Below are 16,637 nucleotides of genomic sequence, written 5' to 3'. Positions count from 1 at the left end.
CGGAGTACCCACCATGGATCCACAAGCTGAAGTCGAACACATTCTGACCATCGACTGCCCGGAGCGTACCGGCATCGTCCACGCGGTGACGGGGTTCCTGCTGGAGCAGGGCCGCGACATTGTCGAACTCAAACATTTCGGGGACCGCCGTGCCGGGCAGTTCTTCATGCGCGTCGAGGTCGCGGGCGCCGACGCCCCGGATTTGACCGAGCACATGCGCGAAGTCTTTGCGCCGCTGGCCGCCGAATATGGTGCCACCTGGTCGTTGGCGCCCAAGGGCACCAAGATGCGCGTGTTGATCATGGTCTCCAAGTTCGACCACTGCCTCAACGACCTGTTGCACCGTGCCCGCCTCGGCGAGCTGCCCATCGACGTGGTGGCAGTGGTCTCCAACCACACCGACCACCAGAGCCTTGCCGAATGGCACAACATCCCCTTCTTCCATGTTCCTGTCACGCCCGAGTCCAAGCCGGCCGCCGAGGCACGTCTGCTCGAGCTCATCGAGGAGTTCGACGTGGAGCTGGTGGTGTTGGCCCGCTACATGCAGGTGCTCAGCGACGAACTCAGTCGCAAGCTCACCGGCAAGACCATCAACATCCACCACTCATTCCTGCCCTCCTTCAAGGGTGCCAAGCCCTACCACCAGGCCTGGGACCGCGGGGTCAAGACCGTGGGTGCCACCGCGCACTACGTCAACGCCGAGCTGGACGAGGGCCCGATCATCTCCCAGCAGGTTCAGGACGTCGACCACACCTACTCCCCCGCGGATTTGGTGGCGGCCGGCCGCGACACCGAATGCAAGGCGCTGTCCAACGCGGTGAAATGGCATGCCGAGGGACGCGCGTTCCTCTATGGCAACCGCACCGTGGTGCTGCGCTAGCAACGCCTCTTCCAGCTTCGGGTCGGCGGACTCCCCCGTGGGGGATTCCGCTGGCCTGATTTTTTATTGCGGGGCGGGCCACTGGGTCCGGGATGTGAGTCGCGGCCCAACGCCTTGAGATATACCCCCATGGGGTATATGGTGACAGCATGAACGACCACCAGCACCACCCCAATACGATGCGGGCCGAGCCCATGGCACACTCGCATGAGGAACACGACCACGCGGCGATGGACCACGGCGGTCACGACGGACACGGAGGCCACGAGGGCCACGTCGAGGTCTTCCGGAAACTCTTTTGGGTCATGCTGGCCCTGTCGATCCCGGTCCTGGCATTCAACTCCATGTTCACGATGCTCATCGGCATCACCCTCCCGGAGTCCACCTGGATCCCGTGGGTCTCCCCGATCCTGGGCACGGTGATGTACATCTGGGGCGGCCGGCCATTCCTCTCCGGGGCCCGAGATGAGATCAAGGCGCGCAAGCCAGGCATGATGCTGCTGATCACTCTGGGCATCACCGTCGCCTTCCTTTCATCCTGGGGTGCGAGCCTCGGCATCCTGGACCACGGACTGGACTTCTGGTGGGAGCTGGCCCTGCTGGTGGTCATCATGCTGCTGGGCCACTGGATCGAGATGCGCTCGCTGGCCCAGACCACTTCGGCCCTCGATTCCTTGGCCGCGCTGCTGCCCGACACCGCAGAACGCGTCGTAGACGGTGAAATCCAGCAGGTCTCCCCCGAGGTACTGGAGCTGGGCGATATCGTGATGGTGCGCCCCGGCGGGCGGATCCCTGCCGACGGGACCATCACCGAGGGCACTGCCGAGCTCGACGAATCGATGATCACCGGAGAATCCCGCACGGTCTCCCGTGGCCCCGGCGACCCCGTGGTGGCCGGCACCGTCTCCACCGACACCGCTGTGCGTGTGCAGGTCACCGCCATCGGCGCAGACACGGCACTGGCGGGCATCCAGCGACTGGTCGCGGACGCACAATCCTCCAGCTCGCGAGCCCAACGGGTGGCCGACACCGCCGCCGGCTGGCTGTTCTGGTTCGCCTTGGGATCCGCAGTCGTCACGGCAACCATCTGGTCGCTGCTGGGCGATCCCGACGCCGCGGTCATCCGGACCATCACGGTGCTGGTCATTGCCTGTCCGCACGCGTTGGGCCTGGCCATTCCGCTGGTGGTTTCCATCGCCACCGAACGCGCCGCCAAGGGCGGGGTACTCATCAAGGACCGCCTCGCATTGGAGGGCATGCGCCAAGTCAGCTCGGTGCTCTTCGACAAGACCGGAACCCTGACCGTCGGCGAACCAGTCGTGATCGAGGTTTCCGCCGTACCCGGCCACTCCGAAAACCAGGTCCTGGCCCTGGCCGCTGCCGCCGAATCCGACAGCGAGCACCCACTGGCCAAGGCCATCATGCGGGCCGCCGACGAACGCAAGTTGCAGCTTTCTCCGGCCACCGACTTCCGCTCGTCTCCCGCCGAGGGAGTCCAAGCGTCCGTCGACGGGGCCAGCATCGGGGTCGGCGGACCGCACCTCTTGGCCACGCACGGACTCGATCCGCTGGAGGCCAGCGAGGCCTGGAAAGCGCACGGGGCAACGATCCTGCACGTTATTGCCAACGGGCGGGTCATCGGGGCGCTGGCGCTGGCCGATGAAATTCGCCCTGAGTCCCGGGCAGCCGTGGACGCGCTCCACGCCCGGGGCGTCGAGGTCGTCATGATCACCGGGGACGCCGAAGCGGTGGCCGAGTCGGTGGGCCGGGAGCTGGGCATCGACCGGGTCTTTGCCGGGGTGCGCCCGGAGAACAAAGCGGCCAAAGTCGCCGAGCTGCAGGCCGAGGGGCGGAAGGTTGCGATGGTCGGTGACGGCGTCAACGACGCACCAGCGCTGGCGCAGGCAGATGTTGGCATCGCCATCGGCGCGGGCACCGATGTGGCCATCGCCTCCGCCGGGGTCATCTTGGCCAGCGACGATCCACGATCTGTGCTCTCCATCTTGGACCTCTCGCAGGCCAGCTACCGGAAGATGAAGCAGAACCTGTGGTGGGCAGCGGGCTATAACCTGGTTTCGGTGCCGCTGGCCGCCGGGGTGTTGGCCGGGATCGGGTTCATCCTGCCGATGTCCGTCGGCGCCGTGCTGATGTCGATTTCCACCGTCGTGGTGGCGCTGAACGCCCAGCTGCTGCGCCGGCTGGATCTGCGCCCCGGCGCCGGCACCGAAGCGCAGCGCACGTAGGCACCGCCTGCACGGCCCACAACGATGGCGTCCACCCACACCGGGGTGGACGCCATCGCCATTTCAGCGTCCCCTTGACCTTGACGTAGCGTCAAGAATTATCGTTGGTCCCATGGAACGGTCTATACAACAAGTTGCCAAGCTCGCCGGCACCACCAGCCGCACGCTGCGCCACTACGACGACATCGGGTTGCTGCCGCCCAGCCGCATCGGGCACAACGGTTACAGGTACTACGACGAGGCGACATTGATCCGTCTCCAGCGTGTGCTGTTATTGCGCGAGCTGGGGCTTGGTCTGCCACAGATCGCCGAGGTCATCGCGGCCGAGGCAGACGAAGCCGCTGCCCTGAGGACTCATCTATCCCTGTTGCGGCAGGAACAGGATCGTCTGGCACGGCAGATCACCGCGGTGCAACACACCATCAATTCAATTCAAGGAAGCGAAAATCTCATGGCAAAAAACATGTTTGACGGTTTTGACCACACGGTCCACCAAGAAGAAGTTGAACAGCGCTGGGGCAAAGATTCCTACGCACGTTCCGATTCCTGGTGGCGGTCTCTGGGCACAAACGGGCAGGAATCATGGAAGCTTCGGGTCAATGAGCTGAACCACGATTGGATCAGCGCAGCGACGGATCCGAGCGTCGCGCCCGATTCCCCGCAGGCCCAGGAACTGGCCCGGCGCCATGTGCAATGGTTGACCAGCGTTCCCGGGACCCCGGCGGCCGACCAAGAGGCGGATACCAAGGCCTATGTGCTCGGCCTGGCCGAGATGTATGTGGCCGACGAACGCTTCGCGGCCAACTACGGTGGGATCGAGAGCGCCCGGTTCGTGTGCGCCGCACTGAAGACCTATATGCAAGCCACTCCGTAGCACCGCCGAGTGGCCATCCGGCGACCCATGCGGAACTTATCGTCGAGTGGAGCTCGGACACAAGAGTAGGTCATGGAGCCCATCCTCACCGCTAGGCGCCAATCCTGTCAGGGGAGGCTCCGATCCCGGGCACCCCTGGCAGCATGGCCCAAACGCGGTCTATCCCTTCACCAGATGCCGGGATATCACTGCGGCGCTTTGTCTCGTCGAGATGTCGCCGGAAGCCACACCTAGGACCAGCTCAAAGCCTTCGTCGGTCGTGAAGTCATGACGGAAACCGTTGATCCACAGCATCAATACCATCAGGGGTAGCTTGTGAAAAAGTGGAATATCCGACGCTAAGCTTTTGACTGATGAAATGTTGGGAGCGACGCTTGGCGTATTCGTGGCTTTGAGGCTCAGCCGTTCATGATCAAGGTTTAGAGGTGCTTCTTCATTTTCGTGGTCACGGTCTCGTAACCCATCGATTCGTAGAGTCCTCGGGCACCGTGGTTGAATCCGAAGACGCTAAGGCCCAGGGTGTGGGCGCCCTGGGAACGCGCATAGTCCTCTGCTTGCTTCATTGCTTTCCTACCTAGTCCTTTGCCGCGATGCTCCTCGTCAACGACAATGTCCCACACCCACCAAGAGTGGCTATCTTCGGAACTGTCAGTTCCAACCCAGAGGTAGCCAACGATTGCCCCGGTCTCGTCAACAACATCGAACACGGCATTATCTGTGGCTGGACTGTTCTCCGGAAATGAGGCTTCAAGACTCTCGTTAGCGCGCCGATGTGCCTCTTGAAGGGATTCACCTGTCTTAATGAGATCGGATTGGTATTCAGTGCGGCTTCGTTCGATCCAGGCAGGGAATCGTTGTGCGCTGAGCGGGATGAGTTGGATAGTCATCTGTTCATCTTGACAGCAATGCATGGGAGTGCCGAGTGCCGGTGCCAAGTTCCTTACGCAGTGCCTCCCGAACCATCGTTCGCGAAGCACTGCTCCTCCGGTTTCGTGGCCCCCGGGTTCCCGAGGCCGATTTTGTAACGCTGGCCGTGTACGCGGCAATGTAATGGACTCCGGCTTTTGCGATACACAATGTCTGCGAAGGGCGCCCCGAGGTACGAACCGGACAAATTCAAGGTCACCGGCTGCAAACTACGGCGGAAAATCGCGGTAGCGTCGGATATTCGATTTTTTCACAAGCCACCCCAAATAAGCGCTGTTGAAGGCACGCAAAAGTCCGTCACGGCAGTGGGTGACGGGGCAAACAGTATTCCTCGGATCTAGCTACGGGCTTTGGTCTTCAAGCTTAGACAAGCATCTTTCTACTGCTTCCCCCGACTTGGATGAAAGATCACTAATGTATGTACATCGCTCTTTATCGTTGGACGTACGCACCTCTATAACGGAAGAGCCGTCAACAGAGACATAGGCCGCAGCGTCATCAATAGACCAATCGGAAGGTGAGATTCGATCCTTCGCTCCGGTCTTCGAACCACTGAGGTCAATTCGCACAGCTTGGTTCTTGACACACTGCACATTAACTATCTGGGGTTCTTTTGCATCCACGCTAATGTGGCATTTTTCTGCAGCATGTTGTTGTCCTACCCATGGCAAGGACGGAGCCGAGACGGCTAGTGTAAAACCAAGCGCTCCAAAGGAAATCGCTGCCCACAATTGCCTCGTTTTCAGCCTCCACGGCAAAATCTTATCCCTCTTGGCTCCATCAAGTACTTGGAAATCATTGCTGATCCCGATAGTCGCCACCGTGACAAAAAGCGTTATCATCATGCTCAATAAGATAAGCCAATCTTCGGATATTTGACGAGCAAAAAAACCCAGGGAAATCCCAATAATCCCCGCGATAAAAAGCCTTACCCCCCATTTCGACTTATCAGCTCGAGCGGAAGATTGATCCTCATAAGTATGTCGGTCAACAGTGGCGGTTGCAGCTTTTGTATTGATACCTTGAGCCTCGGTTGCAGCTTGTTTAGCAGAAGTTAAGTCACCTTTGACAGCTGCCAACCGGGCGCGGTTGGCAGCAGCCTTAGCTTCAACAACATCTTCATAAGCAGCGGCAGTACGAGCTGCCAATTCTGAGACAGTGCGCGTAGCTTCTGCTCCAGCTCCAGTGGCACTTCTAAACTCTTTTACGGCTACGTGGAGGGCTCCGACGGAAGCAGCAGCAGACGTGGCCGCACTAGCAGCAGAGGTGGCCGCACTAGCAGCAGAGGTGGCCGCACTAGCAGCAGAGGTGGCCGCTTGAGATCTTGCTCTAGATGTCCGGGCATCGTCTTTTTTACCCTCCAGCGCTTTCTCAACGCGTACTTTCTCAGCCTCCGCGTCGTCCCGCTTCTTCTCAGCGGAAACCTTCAACTTTGAAGCATTCTCAATCGCAGAGGTGGCTGTCAAAATGACTGTTGTATCGTTGCCTGCTTCCTTAGCACTCGTGACCGCTTCCTCAGCACTCGTGACCGCTTCCTCAGCACTCGTGACCGCTTCCTCAGCACTCGTGACCGCTTCCTCAGCACTCGTGACCGCTTCCTCAGCACTATGAACAGCAGTCTTAGCCTCAACAGCAGCGACAATAGCTGTAGCAGCAGCACCGATAGCAGTAGCAGTGTCAGCCTCAGCCTCTTGAACCAATTTCTCAGTATCCTGGAAAGTTCTAGTGGCCGATTCTTGAAGTTCGGCAGTGCTGACAGCTACACCATTAGCATTTCTGGCGACGTTTGAGACAGTTTGAGAGTCATCAGCGAGGCTGTGGAGCGCCTCTAAGCTTTCTCCTCTACTTAACGAACCACTTTGATACGTTCCTGATTTGTCACTCAAATTACTAACTTCTCCCAATATTTAGCGGTATCTCTATTTTTCAATGCTACCCATGGCAACGTTTACCCAATGACCGACGTCAGCAGTCCTTCATTGCGGTGAGCGCGTATTTGGCGATCTCTGCGTCAGATTTTATAGCGTCTTTCAGATCGGTGATTGACGTTCAGAATCCAGATACTTGAACAGTCCCGGGAATTATGCCGCCGTCTTTCTTGACCCTTTTATGGATTAATATCCTGCATGGAGCGATCCAGCAACCCATGCAACAGCAAAGCGGCCCCACCGACGATCTGGATATTCAGCGCGACGCCGCCGTTCTAGCTCATCGAGGAGTTCGAGGATGCGTTCGGTGCGGAACTCCGGGGCCCTCACAGCGTTCCCAGGTCACGATCGCGGATCCAGACGTTCAGCTTCGCCATCTCCGGGGAAGTCTCGCGCCTGATGAGCTCTTTCATACGATCCCCGACCGGGTGCAGCTTCTCAGCCAGGAAGAGGGGGTTGAGCCGCAATGGAACGGCCATTCACATTTAGAGCGTTCATCGTCCGTTCTTGGCGTGACTGAGCGTTCAGGGGCCCACGATCAACCAGCTACAGCCGGGACACCGCATGAATACAGACCACTTGAATAGCGGTCCCTACCAGTAAGGCGGCCCTCAAGGTCCGTGCAGGTCGCTTATTGACGTCGAGCAGAGGGTGGAATCTCGCGACAGATTCCAACAGAGTCTAGGCCTTCAGGGCAGCGACCCATAGATTTCCATACCGTTGGTGGTTGTTCTAGGACGTGCCAGTGCCGATGCCAGCAGACCGGCGTCCTGCAGGTGGATCCCGTACCGTCCAAGGGCCTGGAGAGCATCCTCGATTTCGAGGTAGAAAGTCAGGCATCCCCAAGGCGCTCGAGCAACTGAGCGTCGTGGCTCATGACGAAGTCCAAGCCTTCTTCAATGTCACGATGGCGACTATGTCGTTCCAACACCAGCTCAGCACCTTGCAAGAGCAACGCCGATTTCGAAGTGTGCTGCTCGAGCGCCAGCTCATCCAATCGTCGGTCCAACTCTTCAGGTATCCATAAATTCAGGGCAATGTATCCATGGTACGAATTCAGTACCAGAGTCGACTAGGGATGACCGTCGCCGGGCCTGCAAATTCATGGCCTCTCGCCCCGACTAGAACCGCATCCGCGGCTCAGGAGCCAGCATGTTTGGGTGGCGCTTCGTCCCCGTGAAGCGCCACCGTCCCACACCGGACCCGATTTCCTACAAGTGCGTCGGGGCAAACATCTTCAGCAACGTCTGCACCACCACGACGTTTGGCCCCTCGGCGGCGAAGGACTCCTCGAGGGCCTCGCGCACGTTCTCCGGTTCTGCATAGCGGGCCGGAATTCCGAAGGATTCGGCCAGCGCCACGAAGTCCGGGCGGGCCAATTCGGTGGCGGTTGCCTTCCCGAAGGTGCCCTCCATGTATTCGCGCAAGATCCCGTAGCCGCCGTCGTCAACGATCAGCCAGGTGACCGGCGCGTTGTGCTGCTTCGCGGTGGCCAGCTCGGCGATTGAGTACATGGCCGAGCCGTCACCGGAGACCGCAAGTACACGCGCCTGCGCGGGGGTCTTGCCCGCGACTTGCAGGCCCAATGCCCCGCCGATGGCCGAAGGGAAGCCGAAGCCTAGCCCGCCGGCGCCCTGGGCGGAATGAAATTCTCCGCCCTTGGCATCCCAGCAGCTCCAGGCCCAATACGCGGAAATGGTCATGTCCCAGAAGGTCTGCATATCGTCGGGCACCGCGGCTCGGATGTCGGCCATGAACGTGCGTTCCTTGGCCAGGTCCTGGGCGTCGAGCCGGGCGGAGACCTTGTCCAGGGTCTGCGCCACAACGGCCTCGGGACCTTGTCCGTGCCAGTCGGCGCCGACCCCGCCCTTGAGCTTGCCCAACGCCTCACCCAGGTATTCGAGCGCTGCCTTGGCGTCGGCACGGATTCCCAGTGCAGGCCTGTTGGATTCGAGCACGCGCGGCTCGGCATCGATCTGGATCAGGTGTCCGCGCGGTTCCAGGGTGAAGTAGTTGCTGGTGACTTCGCCCAGCGCGGAGCCCACCACGATCAGCACGTCCGCGTCCTCCAGGACCTCGGTGACGTGACGATCCTCAACCCAGGACTGCAGGGACAACGGGTGGATCCAGGGGAAGGCGCCATTGCCGCCCGGCGAGCACACCACCGGTGCGCCCAGGGATTCGGCCACCGCCAGCAGTGCGTCTTGGGCACCGGCCCGGCGTACCCCGCCCCCGGCCACGATCACCGGGCGCGTCGCTTGGGCGAGCCAGCGGACTGCCTCATCGATGAGTTCCACGCGCGGCGGGTGTTCGTAGGCTTCGGCCAGCGCATCGCGGACCGGCGGAACCAGCACCGGGGCGAGCAAAACATCCTGCGGGACTTCGACCCAGACCGGCCCCTGCGGAACGGTGATGGCATCGACCCAGGCATCTTGGATGGCCGAGGGAATCCCCGAGGCATGATGGACCGTGCGCTGGGACTTGGTGACGTTGGCGGCCGAGGCCTTCTGATCATCGAGCTGGTGCAGCATGCCCTTGCGGCGGGCGCCAAGCCCGTCCAAGGGGATCTGGCTGGCCACCACGACCATCGGCACACTGGTGGCGTAGGCCTCCTGCAGCCCGGCCAAGGAGGTCAGCGCCCCGGGCCCGGTGGAGAGGAAGAGCACCCCGACCTCGCCGGTGGCACGGGAGTATCCGTCGGCGGCGAAGGCTGAGTTGTTTTCCACGCGGGAGGAGACAAAGTGCAGCTTCGAGCGTGAGAGTGCATCAAAGAGTCCCAGCGCATGCTGCCCGGGGATGCCGAAGACGGTGTGGGAGCCGAGCGCCTCGAGGGTCTCGATGACCAGGTCTCCGCCGTTGCGGGTGCCCGGATCGGCGATGCTGTTCTCGCTCATTCCTTCTCCGCCTTGTCGCTGGCGCGCTTGTCGGCGATCAGCGAGATCAGGTCGTAGGCCACATGCGAGGCGGCAACGCCGGTCATCTCGGCATGGTCGTAGGCGGGGGCGACTTCCACGATGTCGGCGCCGACGATGTTCATGCCGCGCAGGCCGCGGAGAATCTCAAGCAGTTCGCGGCTGGTGATGCCGCCGGCTTCCGGGGTTCCGGTGCCAGGTGCATGAGCCGGGTCCAGCACGTCAATGTCCACGGAAATATACAGTGGCAGGTTCCCGATCCGGTCGCGCAGCTTGTCCACGACCTCGCGCACGCCCTGGTAGTAGACATCCGAGCTGGTGACGATGCCGAAGCCGAAGCGCTTGTCATCCTCGAGATCCTTCTTCCCATAGAGCGGGCCGCGGGTACCCACGTGGGAGATGGCCTCGGTGTCGAGGATGCCTTCCTCCACGGCGCGACGGAAGGGGGTGCCGTGAGTGTATTCGGCACCGAAGTAGGTGTCCCAGGTATCTAGGTGCGCATCGAAGTGCAGCATCGCCACCGGGGCGCCGGCGCGTTCGGATGCGGCGCGCAACAGCGGTAGGGCGATCGTGTGGTCCCCGCCCAGGGTCACCAGCGTTGAGCCGTCGGCGGTGAGGTCCAGGGCGTTTTGCTGGATGGTTTCGATGGCTTCGTTGATGTTGAACGGGTTCACCGCCATGTCCCCGGCATCGGCGACTTGGGTCAGCGCGAAGGGTGAGACATTCAGCGCCGGGTTGTACGGGCGGATGAGCCGCGACGATTCACGGATGTGGGTGGAGCCGAAGCGAGCACCGGGCCGGTAAGAGACACCGGAGTCGAATGGAACGCCGACGAGCTTGATATCGGCGGACGGGACCTGGTCAACGCGCGGAAGCCTGGCGTAGGTTCCCAGCCCGGCAAAGCGCGGAATTTTCGAAGCATCGATAGGCCCGATGTTTCCGTTGTCTTCAATGCGGATTTCTTCCACGGTCTTCTCCCTCGGGGGTTCCCGGCAGCACCAGCCGCCAGACACGTCTTGTTGTTCAATATGAAACAACCGTTGTCTAGCATGCTATTTGTGGCGTGGCTAACAGTCAAGACGCCAAGGTCGGGATGCTGCTAGGAATCCACCTCGAGCATCGCCCGCAACGCGGCCACGTGCCCCACATAGGCTTTTCGGCCCTCAACCGTGAGCGCCACTCGGGCATGACTCCGACCGCCCTTGGTGAACCGCTCAATATGGGCATAGCGCGCGTGAACCAGTTGCTTGAGTCGCTTACTCAACACCGAGTCCGCGACCCCGAGCGCGTCGCGCAGCTGGGCGAACTCGGCCCACGCAACCGGCGCCAAGGAAGCGCATATGCGCAGGCGCACCGGAGCGTGGATCAATTCGTCGAACACGGCCGGATTAGATGGGGCGCTCATTGGCGTCCTTGAGTCGATTGTTGATCGCGGAAGTCCGCATGCGCGAAAAGGAATACCAACTGACCGCAAATATGACAATCCATTTAGCCACAACCTCCCACCACGATTCCGGCTCCCAGAATCGGCCTCCCTGCATCACCAACATAAGCAGGAGCGCATACAGCATGTAGGGCCCGGAATGACTCAGGATGGGGCGCGGCTTGGGGCGGTTCCGCAGCAAGACCAAGTACCAAACACCCAGCGGGACAAGCAGAGCGCCGATACCCAGAAGAAGTGGCCAGGAAGCAACCCCGAGCAGGGCGATGACGGTCGAAATGATCAACACCAAAGCCAGCGCGAAGCCGCGGGGCGCCTCGGTGGAGTGCACCATGGCACCGGAAGCGCCGTCCACTTCGGCGAGCGCAGCGCGTGGGTCGAAGCCCACTGTCCGAGGGCTTTCGTCAGGCATGTCCAGACTCTCTTTCCGTTATGGAAAATCCTAACTTTTCAGAGTGGAAAATCAAGCGTTAGAGGTTGTCAGCCCGCCCTTGGGACGTGCGAACGCGCCGAACAACGAACGGTCCGCCCCATAGATGCACAGGGCAAGTCCTGCCGACATGACCAATGCCTTGATGGCGATTTCCTGCGGATTCGATGGCAGTAGCATCACCTGCGCTGGCCCCACCAGGGACACCAACAACACCATCCACAACACATACGCCGGCGATATCCGCGGCTCCAATGCCTGGGCATGCTTCTGCCGTCGGGCAATCGTGGCAACGGTGATGAGCATGATGATGGCAGCCATGGCGATCGCTCCAGGGATGACAAACGCCTTGTAGGCAAAGAGGAAAGTCATTGTGACGCCGAGGGCGCAGCCCAACAGCAAAGCCAACCACCACGGCGCCCAGAGCCGCTTGGGTCGGCCATCAACCGGTGCGGACTCTTCGGGCAGGGAACTCACAAGCAATATCCTTAGACAGGCGGGAATGACGCAGGAAGCGGCTTCCCTGCGTATGCCGCTACAAAATGGTTGCTTTTCGCCAGCCGAATGTCAAAGTTGGAGCTATCGGGCAAGTCACTGAAATGATTTGCCTCGTGGTATATCCAGTGGGCAAAACTAGGAGTAGCGTTCCTCCTCGTGAACAGATCTCGTGGTTTTCCCAAGCCTTTTTCGCTTGCGTCTCGAACGCCGCGACCATCACGCTTTTCACTGTGGCTCACGGAGACGGAAAATGCGCCGGGGAATCCGGGGCCAGCCGGAAAAAAGCCGACCGGCCACCGCTGGTGGCAGGTCATGTGTCTTTCCGGGTTGGACTATTTCTCGACGCTTGGTTACCAACCTGCCATTGCCGCATTGGCGGCCGGGGCACTGGCCCCGCTGGCCACGTTGATGCTGGTCGCGGTCACCTTGGGAGCGGCCCTACCGGTGTACCGCAGGGTGGCCAGCGAGTCCCCGCACGGGCAAGGGTCAATTTCCATGCTCGAACGCCTGCTGCCACATTGGAAGGGCAAGCTCTTTGTGTTGGTGCTGTTGGGTTTTGCGGCAACCGACTTCATGATCACTATTACGCTTTCATCCGCCGACGCTTCGGCACACATCATCGAAAACCCCTTCACCCCCGAAGGGTTCCACGGGCAGCAAATCATCATCACACTGGTGTTGATCCTGTTGCTGGGCGCCTTGTTCCTGCGCGGTTTCCACGAAGTCATCTGGCTTGCCGTGGGGTTGGTGGCCACCTACCTGCTACTCAACATCGTGGTCATCGCCGCGGCCGTGGCGTCACTGGTACGCGAGCCCGCCCCGGTGGAGAACTGGTGGCTGAACCTCACCGCCACGCACTCGAACCCGTGGATGATGATCGCCGTCGCCCTGATGGTGTTTCCCAAGCTGGCCCTTGGCCTCTCGGGTTTCGAAACCGGCGTGGCAGTGATGCCGCAGATCCGGCACACTCCCGGGGATACGGAGGCCAATCCGCGAGGACGCATTGCGGGGGCCAAAAAACTGTTGATGACCGCCGCTGTGACCATGAGCGTGTTCCTGGTGTTCTCCTCGGTGGTCACCACGTTGCTGATCCCCGCACCCGAGTTCCAACCCGGGGGCGCAGCCAACGGGCGGGCGTTGTCCTTCCTAGCCCACGCAATGCTCGGCGATGGGTTTGGCAGCGTCTACGATCTGTCCACCATCTTGATCCTGTGGTTTGCCGGCGCCTCAGCGCTGGCCGGAATGCTCAACCTCATCCCCCGGTACCTTCCACGTTTTGGCATGGCACCGGAATGGGCCCGCGCCAACCGGCCACTGGTACTGGTACTCATCGGCATTGCCGTGGTCATCACCATCGCTTTCGAAGCCAGCGTCGATGCACAGGGAGCCGCCTACGCCACCGGCGTACTGGTGCTCATGTGCTCCGCGGCGGTGGCTGTCACGATCTCCGCCAAGCGCCAGGGCCAACGGTGGCGGACCGTGGGCTTCGGGATAGTGTCGGTCATCTTCGTTTACACCACCGGTGCCAATGTCATCGAGCGGCCCGACGGCATCAAGATCGCCGCATTTTTCATCGCCGGGATCATCCTCGTCTCGCTCATTTCACGCACCCGACGTTCCACGGAACTGCGCGCCACTTCGGTCAGCCTCGACGCGGCAGCCCTGGACATCATCAAGACCTCCAGCCGGGATTCGATGGTGCGGCTCATTGCCCACGAACCGATGCGCCTCTCGGCGGCGCGCTACCGGCACAAACTGGCCCATGCCAGGATGGCCAGCCACCTGCCAGCCGAAGCACCTATCATCTTCATCGAAATCAAGGTCTCCGACTTCTCGGATTTCGCCCAGGACATCATGGTCTGCGGAATCACGCGGCATGGTTACAGCATCCTGGTGGCCCAGGCGCCCTCGGTCCCCACGGCTATTGCCGCCATCTGCTTGGAAATCCGTGACACCGCAGGGGTGATGCCACATATCTACTTCCGTTGGACCGAGGGCAAACCGCTGCGCAACCTGCTGCGCTTCTTGTTCCTGGGCCAAGGCGAAATCGCCCCGCTGACCCGGGAGGTGCTGCGCGAGGCCGAACCGGCGATCGGCCGGCGGCCCTGGGTGCACGTGGGCTAGCGGGACGCGGCCGGCACCAGGGTCCAGGTGACTATTGTTTCCTCGGCGGTGGGGTTGAGCCAGCTGTGCGGCTCACGGCCCGGGAAGGTCATGGTGTCCCCTGCTTCGAGGTCGAAACGCTCGTTGGCAAAAATCAGTACGAAGCGCCCGGACAGCACGTGGAGCACTTCGACCTCGCAATCCACGGCGTAGAGTTCTTTTTCGCCTTCGCCGTGCGGGGCGATCACTGCGCGGATGACCTGCAGGCGCTTCTCGGAGCGCGCTGTCACCAGTTGCTCCACGATGCCCTCGCCACCCAGCGAGATCCGTGGGGCCTCAGCAAGGCGCACCACGTGGGTCTCGGGCTGGCTGAACAGCTCTCCGACCTCCATCGAGAGGACCTGGCACAGTGTCACCAGGGAAGCCACCGAGGGGCTGGTCAAATCGCGTTCAACCCGGGAGAGGAAGCCCTTGGTCAAACCTGTGGAGTCGGCAACCTGGTCGATGGTGAGGCGCTGGGAGTGCCGGGCCGCACGGATCCGCGAGCCGATGGCCAGGGCGGCACTGCTGGGCTCGACGGGCAGGGCTTTCATCGGCACGGGTCTCCAAAATGGGTCAAAGAAAGAGGTGGGCCTGTCCAGCTTAAGGCCTATTGACGTGTAAGTAACCTCACATTAGCCTATAGAGCAACAATTGTTTACTTGCAGGCATCGCACGTTGGTGTCTGCATCCGCTCCACGTCAAAGGCTCGCTCCCCCATGGAATTCATCAATGGCACCATCGTCGCCCTCTATCTGGCGGCCATGCTCATCTTCGGCTGGTGGGGCAAGTCCCGCACCAAGAACAGTAGCGACTTCCTGGTGGCCGGGCGCCGGCTAGGCCCGTTCCTCTACACCGGGACCATGGCCGCTGTGGTCTTGGGAGGGGCCTCCACCGTGGGCGGCGTGGGTCTGGGATACAAGTTCGGGATCTCCGGCATGTGGCTGGTCGTGGCGATCGGCACCGGTGTCATCCTGCTTTCATTGCTCTTTGCCCCGACCCTGCAGCGCCTGAAGATCTTCACGGTCTCGCAGATGCTCACCCTGCGCTACGGCAGCAAGTCGGCAACCCACACCTCGGCCATCGTCATGCTTGCCTACACGCTGATGCTCTGCGCCACCTCCACCAGTGCCTACGCGACGATCTTTGTGGTCCTCTTCGGCTGGGAGCGTTGGATAGCCATCGCCATCGGCGGGGTCATCGTGGTCATCTACTCGACCATCGGCGGCATGTGGTCCATCACCCTGGCCGACCAGGTCCAGTTCGTCATCAAAACCATCGGCATCTTTGCCCTAATGCTTCCGTTCGCGCTGAACGCCGCCGGCGGCATGTCCGGGATCCGTGAGCGCGTCGGCGACGAATTCTTCAGCTTCACCGGCATCGGCGTACAAACGATCATCACCTACTTCGTGGTCTACACCCTGGGTCTACTGATCGGACAGGACATCTGGCAGCGCGTGTTCACCGCCAGGACCCCGAAGGTGGCCCGCTGGGGCGGTACCACCGCCGGCATCTACTGCGTGCTCTACGGGGCAGCCGGAGCCATCATCGGCATGGCCGCGAAGGTCGCCCTGCCGGACATCATCGGAGTCGACGCCAACAAGGACGTCGTCTACGCCGAAGTCGCCACCGAGCTGTTGCCCGTCGCCATCGGCGGGCTGGTGCTCGCCGCGGCGGTCGCCGCCATGATGTCCACGGCCTCCGGCGCGCTGATCGCCGCCGCAACGGTGGCTCGCGCCGATGTCACCCCGTTCGTGGCCAGCTGGTTCGGCAAGCAGATGCAGGTGAACACCAACGAGAACCCGGAACACGACATGCGTGCCAACCGCATCTGGGTGCTGCTGCTGGGCATGATCTCCATCGTGCTGGCCATTCTGGTTTCCGACGTGGTCGCGGCCCTGACCATCGCCTACGACATCCTGGTCGGCGGACTGCTGGTGGCCATCATCGGCGGGCTCATCTGGAAGCGCGGAAACGGGCTGGGCGCCGCAGCATCCATGGCAGCAGGAACCATCGTCACCCTGGGCACCATGATCGTCCTGGAGATCCAGGCGGAGCAGCGCTTTGACGGCATCTACGCCAACGAGCCGATCTACTTCGGCCTGATCGCCTCGGCGCTGACCTTCGTCCTGGTCTCACTGTTGACCCGGGCCACCGCCCCGGCAGTTATCACCCGCTGGAACGCCCGGGTAGCCGGCCAAGGCGACACCGAGGGTGCCGACCTGAATGAGATCGCCAGCCGCTAAACCGGACGCAGGTCCGCCTCTACGGCGGTGTCCCCGAGGCTCGATGCGCCCGGGGGCACCGCCGATCCCGTTTGTGCTTTTTCGCCCATTCCACACCCTCAGCACGTCCCCTACGC

General features: G+C 61.5%; 15 protein-coding genes. 5 read left to right on the top strand and 10 right to left on the bottom strand.

What is annotated here, in order from left to right; all coding sequences use genetic code 11:
• Window positions 1-13: 13 nt before the first annotated feature.
• From purU to ADIAG_RS13505, 3 genes are all read left to right on the top strand, one after another.
• Window positions 14-880: a formyltetrahydrofolate deformylase gene (purU, locus tag ADIAG_RS13515; RefSeq protein ID WP_007271946.1), complete on the top strand. Its 867-nt coding sequence runs from the start codon at window positions 14-16 to the stop codon at window positions 878-880.
• 149 nt (window positions 881-1,029) lie between these two features.
• A complete protein-coding gene (locus ADIAG_RS13510) occupies window positions 1,030-3,123 on the top strand; it encodes a heavy metal translocating P-type ATPase (protein WP_007271945.1) in 2,094 nt (697 codons plus the stop codon).
• A gap of 112 nt (window positions 3,124-3,235) precedes the next feature.
• Complete coding sequence (locus ADIAG_RS13505) at window positions 3,236-3,997, top strand: MerR family transcriptional regulator (RefSeq protein WP_007271944.1); 762 nt, start codon at window positions 3,236-3,238, stop codon at window positions 3,995-3,997.
• 419 nt (window positions 3,998-4,416) lie between these two features.
• Here the strand turns inward: ADIAG_RS13505 and ADIAG_RS13495 are convergent, their stop codons facing one another.
• The 9 genes from ADIAG_RS13495 to ADIAG_RS13465 form a co-directional block, all read right to left on the bottom strand.
• A complete protein-coding gene (locus ADIAG_RS13495) occupies window positions 4,417-4,884 on the bottom strand; it encodes a GNAT family N-acetyltransferase (RefSeq protein ID WP_043475117.1) in 468 nt (155 codons plus the stop codon).
• Window positions 4,885-5,265: 381 nt separating this feature from the next.
• Window positions 5,266-6,810, bottom strand: a complete 1,545-nt coding sequence (locus ADIAG_RS21445; RefSeq protein WP_007271942.1) for a hypothetical protein — start codon at window positions 6,808-6,810, stop codon at window positions 5,266-5,268.
• Between the two features lie 368 nt (window positions 6,811-7,178).
• On the bottom strand, window positions 7,179-7,331 hold the full coding sequence (locus tag ADIAG_RS20950; protein ID WP_007271941.1) for a hypothetical protein: 153 nt from the start codon (window positions 7,329-7,331) through the stop codon (window positions 7,179-7,181).
• Window positions 7,332-7,684: 353 nt separating this feature from the next.
• The gene (locus ADIAG_RS13490; protein WP_235045909.1) at window positions 7,685-7,849 is read right to left on the bottom strand and encodes a hypothetical protein; all 165 of its coding nucleotides are present in this window, start codon (window positions 7,847-7,849) and stop codon (window positions 7,685-7,687) included.
• A gap of 214 nt (window positions 7,850-8,063) precedes the next feature.
• Entirely contained in the window at window positions 8,064-9,746 is a 1,683-nt protein-coding gene (locus ADIAG_RS13485; RefSeq protein ID WP_007271940.1) for a thiamine pyrophosphate-binding protein, read from the bottom strand.
• Window positions 9,743-10,732, bottom strand: coding sequence for an agmatinase (gene speB, locus ADIAG_RS13480; RefSeq protein WP_007271939.1), 990 nt, complete (start codon window positions 10,730-10,732; stop codon window positions 9,743-9,745). The genes ADIAG_RS13485 and speB overlap by 4 nt, the downstream gene beginning before the upstream one ends.
• Before the next feature lie 131 nt (window positions 10,733-10,863).
• Window positions 10,864-11,169 (bottom strand): transcriptional regulator, encoded by a 306-nt coding sequence (locus ADIAG_RS13475; RefSeq protein WP_007271938.1) that lies wholly within the window; start codon window positions 11,167-11,169, stop codon window positions 10,864-10,866.
• Entirely contained in the window at window positions 11,153-11,617 is a 465-nt protein-coding gene (locus ADIAG_RS13470) for a hypothetical protein (protein ID WP_007271937.1), read from the bottom strand. The genes ADIAG_RS13475 and ADIAG_RS13470 overlap by 17 nt, the downstream gene beginning before the upstream one ends.
• Before the next feature lie 51 nt (window positions 11,618-11,668).
• Window positions 11,669-12,112, bottom strand: coding sequence for a hypothetical protein (locus tag ADIAG_RS13465; protein ID WP_007271936.1), 444 nt, complete (start codon window positions 12,110-12,112; stop codon window positions 11,669-11,671).
• A gap of 333 nt (window positions 12,113-12,445) precedes the next feature.
• On the opposite strand from ADIAG_RS13465, the gene ADIAG_RS13460 reads away from it, so the two are divergent.
• Entirely contained in the window at window positions 12,446-14,257 is a 1,812-nt protein-coding gene (locus ADIAG_RS13460) for an amino acid permease (RefSeq protein ID WP_007271935.1), read from the top strand.
• On the opposite strand, the gene ADIAG_RS13455 is transcribed toward ADIAG_RS13460, so the two are convergent.
• Complete coding sequence (locus tag ADIAG_RS13455; RefSeq protein ID WP_007271934.1) at window positions 14,254-14,829, bottom strand: cupin domain-containing protein; 576 nt, start codon at window positions 14,827-14,829, stop codon at window positions 14,254-14,256. The genes ADIAG_RS13460 and ADIAG_RS13455 overlap by 4 nt on opposite strands.
• Window positions 14,830-14,994: 165 nt before the next feature.
• Here ADIAG_RS13455 and ADIAG_RS13450 point away from each other — a divergent pair, with 165 nt between their 5' ends.
• On the top strand, window positions 14,995-16,521 hold the full coding sequence (locus ADIAG_RS13450) for a sodium:solute symporter (protein WP_007271933.1): 1,527 nt from the start codon (window positions 14,995-14,997) through the stop codon (window positions 16,519-16,521).
• Window positions 16,522-16,637: the final 116 nt, after the last annotated feature.

Source organism: Paeniglutamicibacter gangotriensis Lz1y, assembly GCF_000348945.1.
Classification (GTDB): Bacteria; Actinomycetota; Actinomycetes; order Actinomycetales; family Micrococcaceae; genus Paeniglutamicibacter; species Paeniglutamicibacter gangotriensis.
The sequence above is the reverse complement of the archived record's forward strand: the minus strand, read 5'-3'. Positions and strand labels throughout refer to the sequence as shown.

Excerpts from the sequence above, each read along its gene's own strand:
- ADIAG_RS20950 (WP_007271941.1), bottom strand. The coding sequence starts at position 7,331 with ATGGCCGTTCCATTGCGGCTCAACCCCCTCTTCCTGGCTGAGAAGCTG.
- ADIAG_RS13455 (WP_007271934.1), bottom strand. The coding sequence starts at position 14,829 with ATGAAAGCCCTGCCCGTCGAGCCCAGCAGTGCCGCCCTGGCCATCGGC.
- ADIAG_RS13495 (WP_043475117.1), bottom strand. The coding sequence starts at position 4,884 with ATGACTATCCAACTCATCCCGCTCAGCGCACAACGATTCCCTGCCTGG.
- ADIAG_RS13460 (WP_007271935.1), top strand. The coding sequence starts at position 12,446 with ATGTGTCTTTCCGGGTTGGACTATTTCTCGACGCTTGGTTACCAACCT.
- ADIAG_RS13450 (WP_007271933.1), top strand. The coding sequence starts at position 14,995 with ATGGAATTCATCAATGGCACCATCGTCGCCCTCTATCTGGCGGCCATG.
- ADIAG_RS13485 (WP_007271940.1), bottom strand. The coding sequence starts at position 9,746 with ATGAGCGAGAACAGCATCGCCGATCCGGGCACCCGCAACGGCGGAGAC.
- ADIAG_RS13475 (WP_007271938.1), bottom strand. The coding sequence starts at position 11,169 with ATGAGCGCCCCATCTAATCCGGCCGTGTTCGACGAATTGATCCACGCT.
- ADIAG_RS13505 (WP_007271944.1), top strand. The coding sequence starts at position 3,236 with ATGGAACGGTCTATACAACAAGTTGCCAAGCTCGCCGGCACCACCAGC.
- ADIAG_RS13510 (WP_007271945.1), top strand. The coding sequence starts at position 1,030 with ATGAACGACCACCAGCACCACCCCAATACGATGCGGGCCGAGCCCATG.
- purU (WP_007271946.1), top strand. The coding sequence starts at position 14 with ATGGATCCACAAGCTGAAGTCGAACACATTCTGACCATCGACTGCCCG.
- ADIAG_RS13470 (WP_007271937.1), bottom strand. The coding sequence starts at position 11,617 with ATGCCTGACGAAAGCCCTCGGACAGTGGGCTTCGACCCACGCGCTGCG.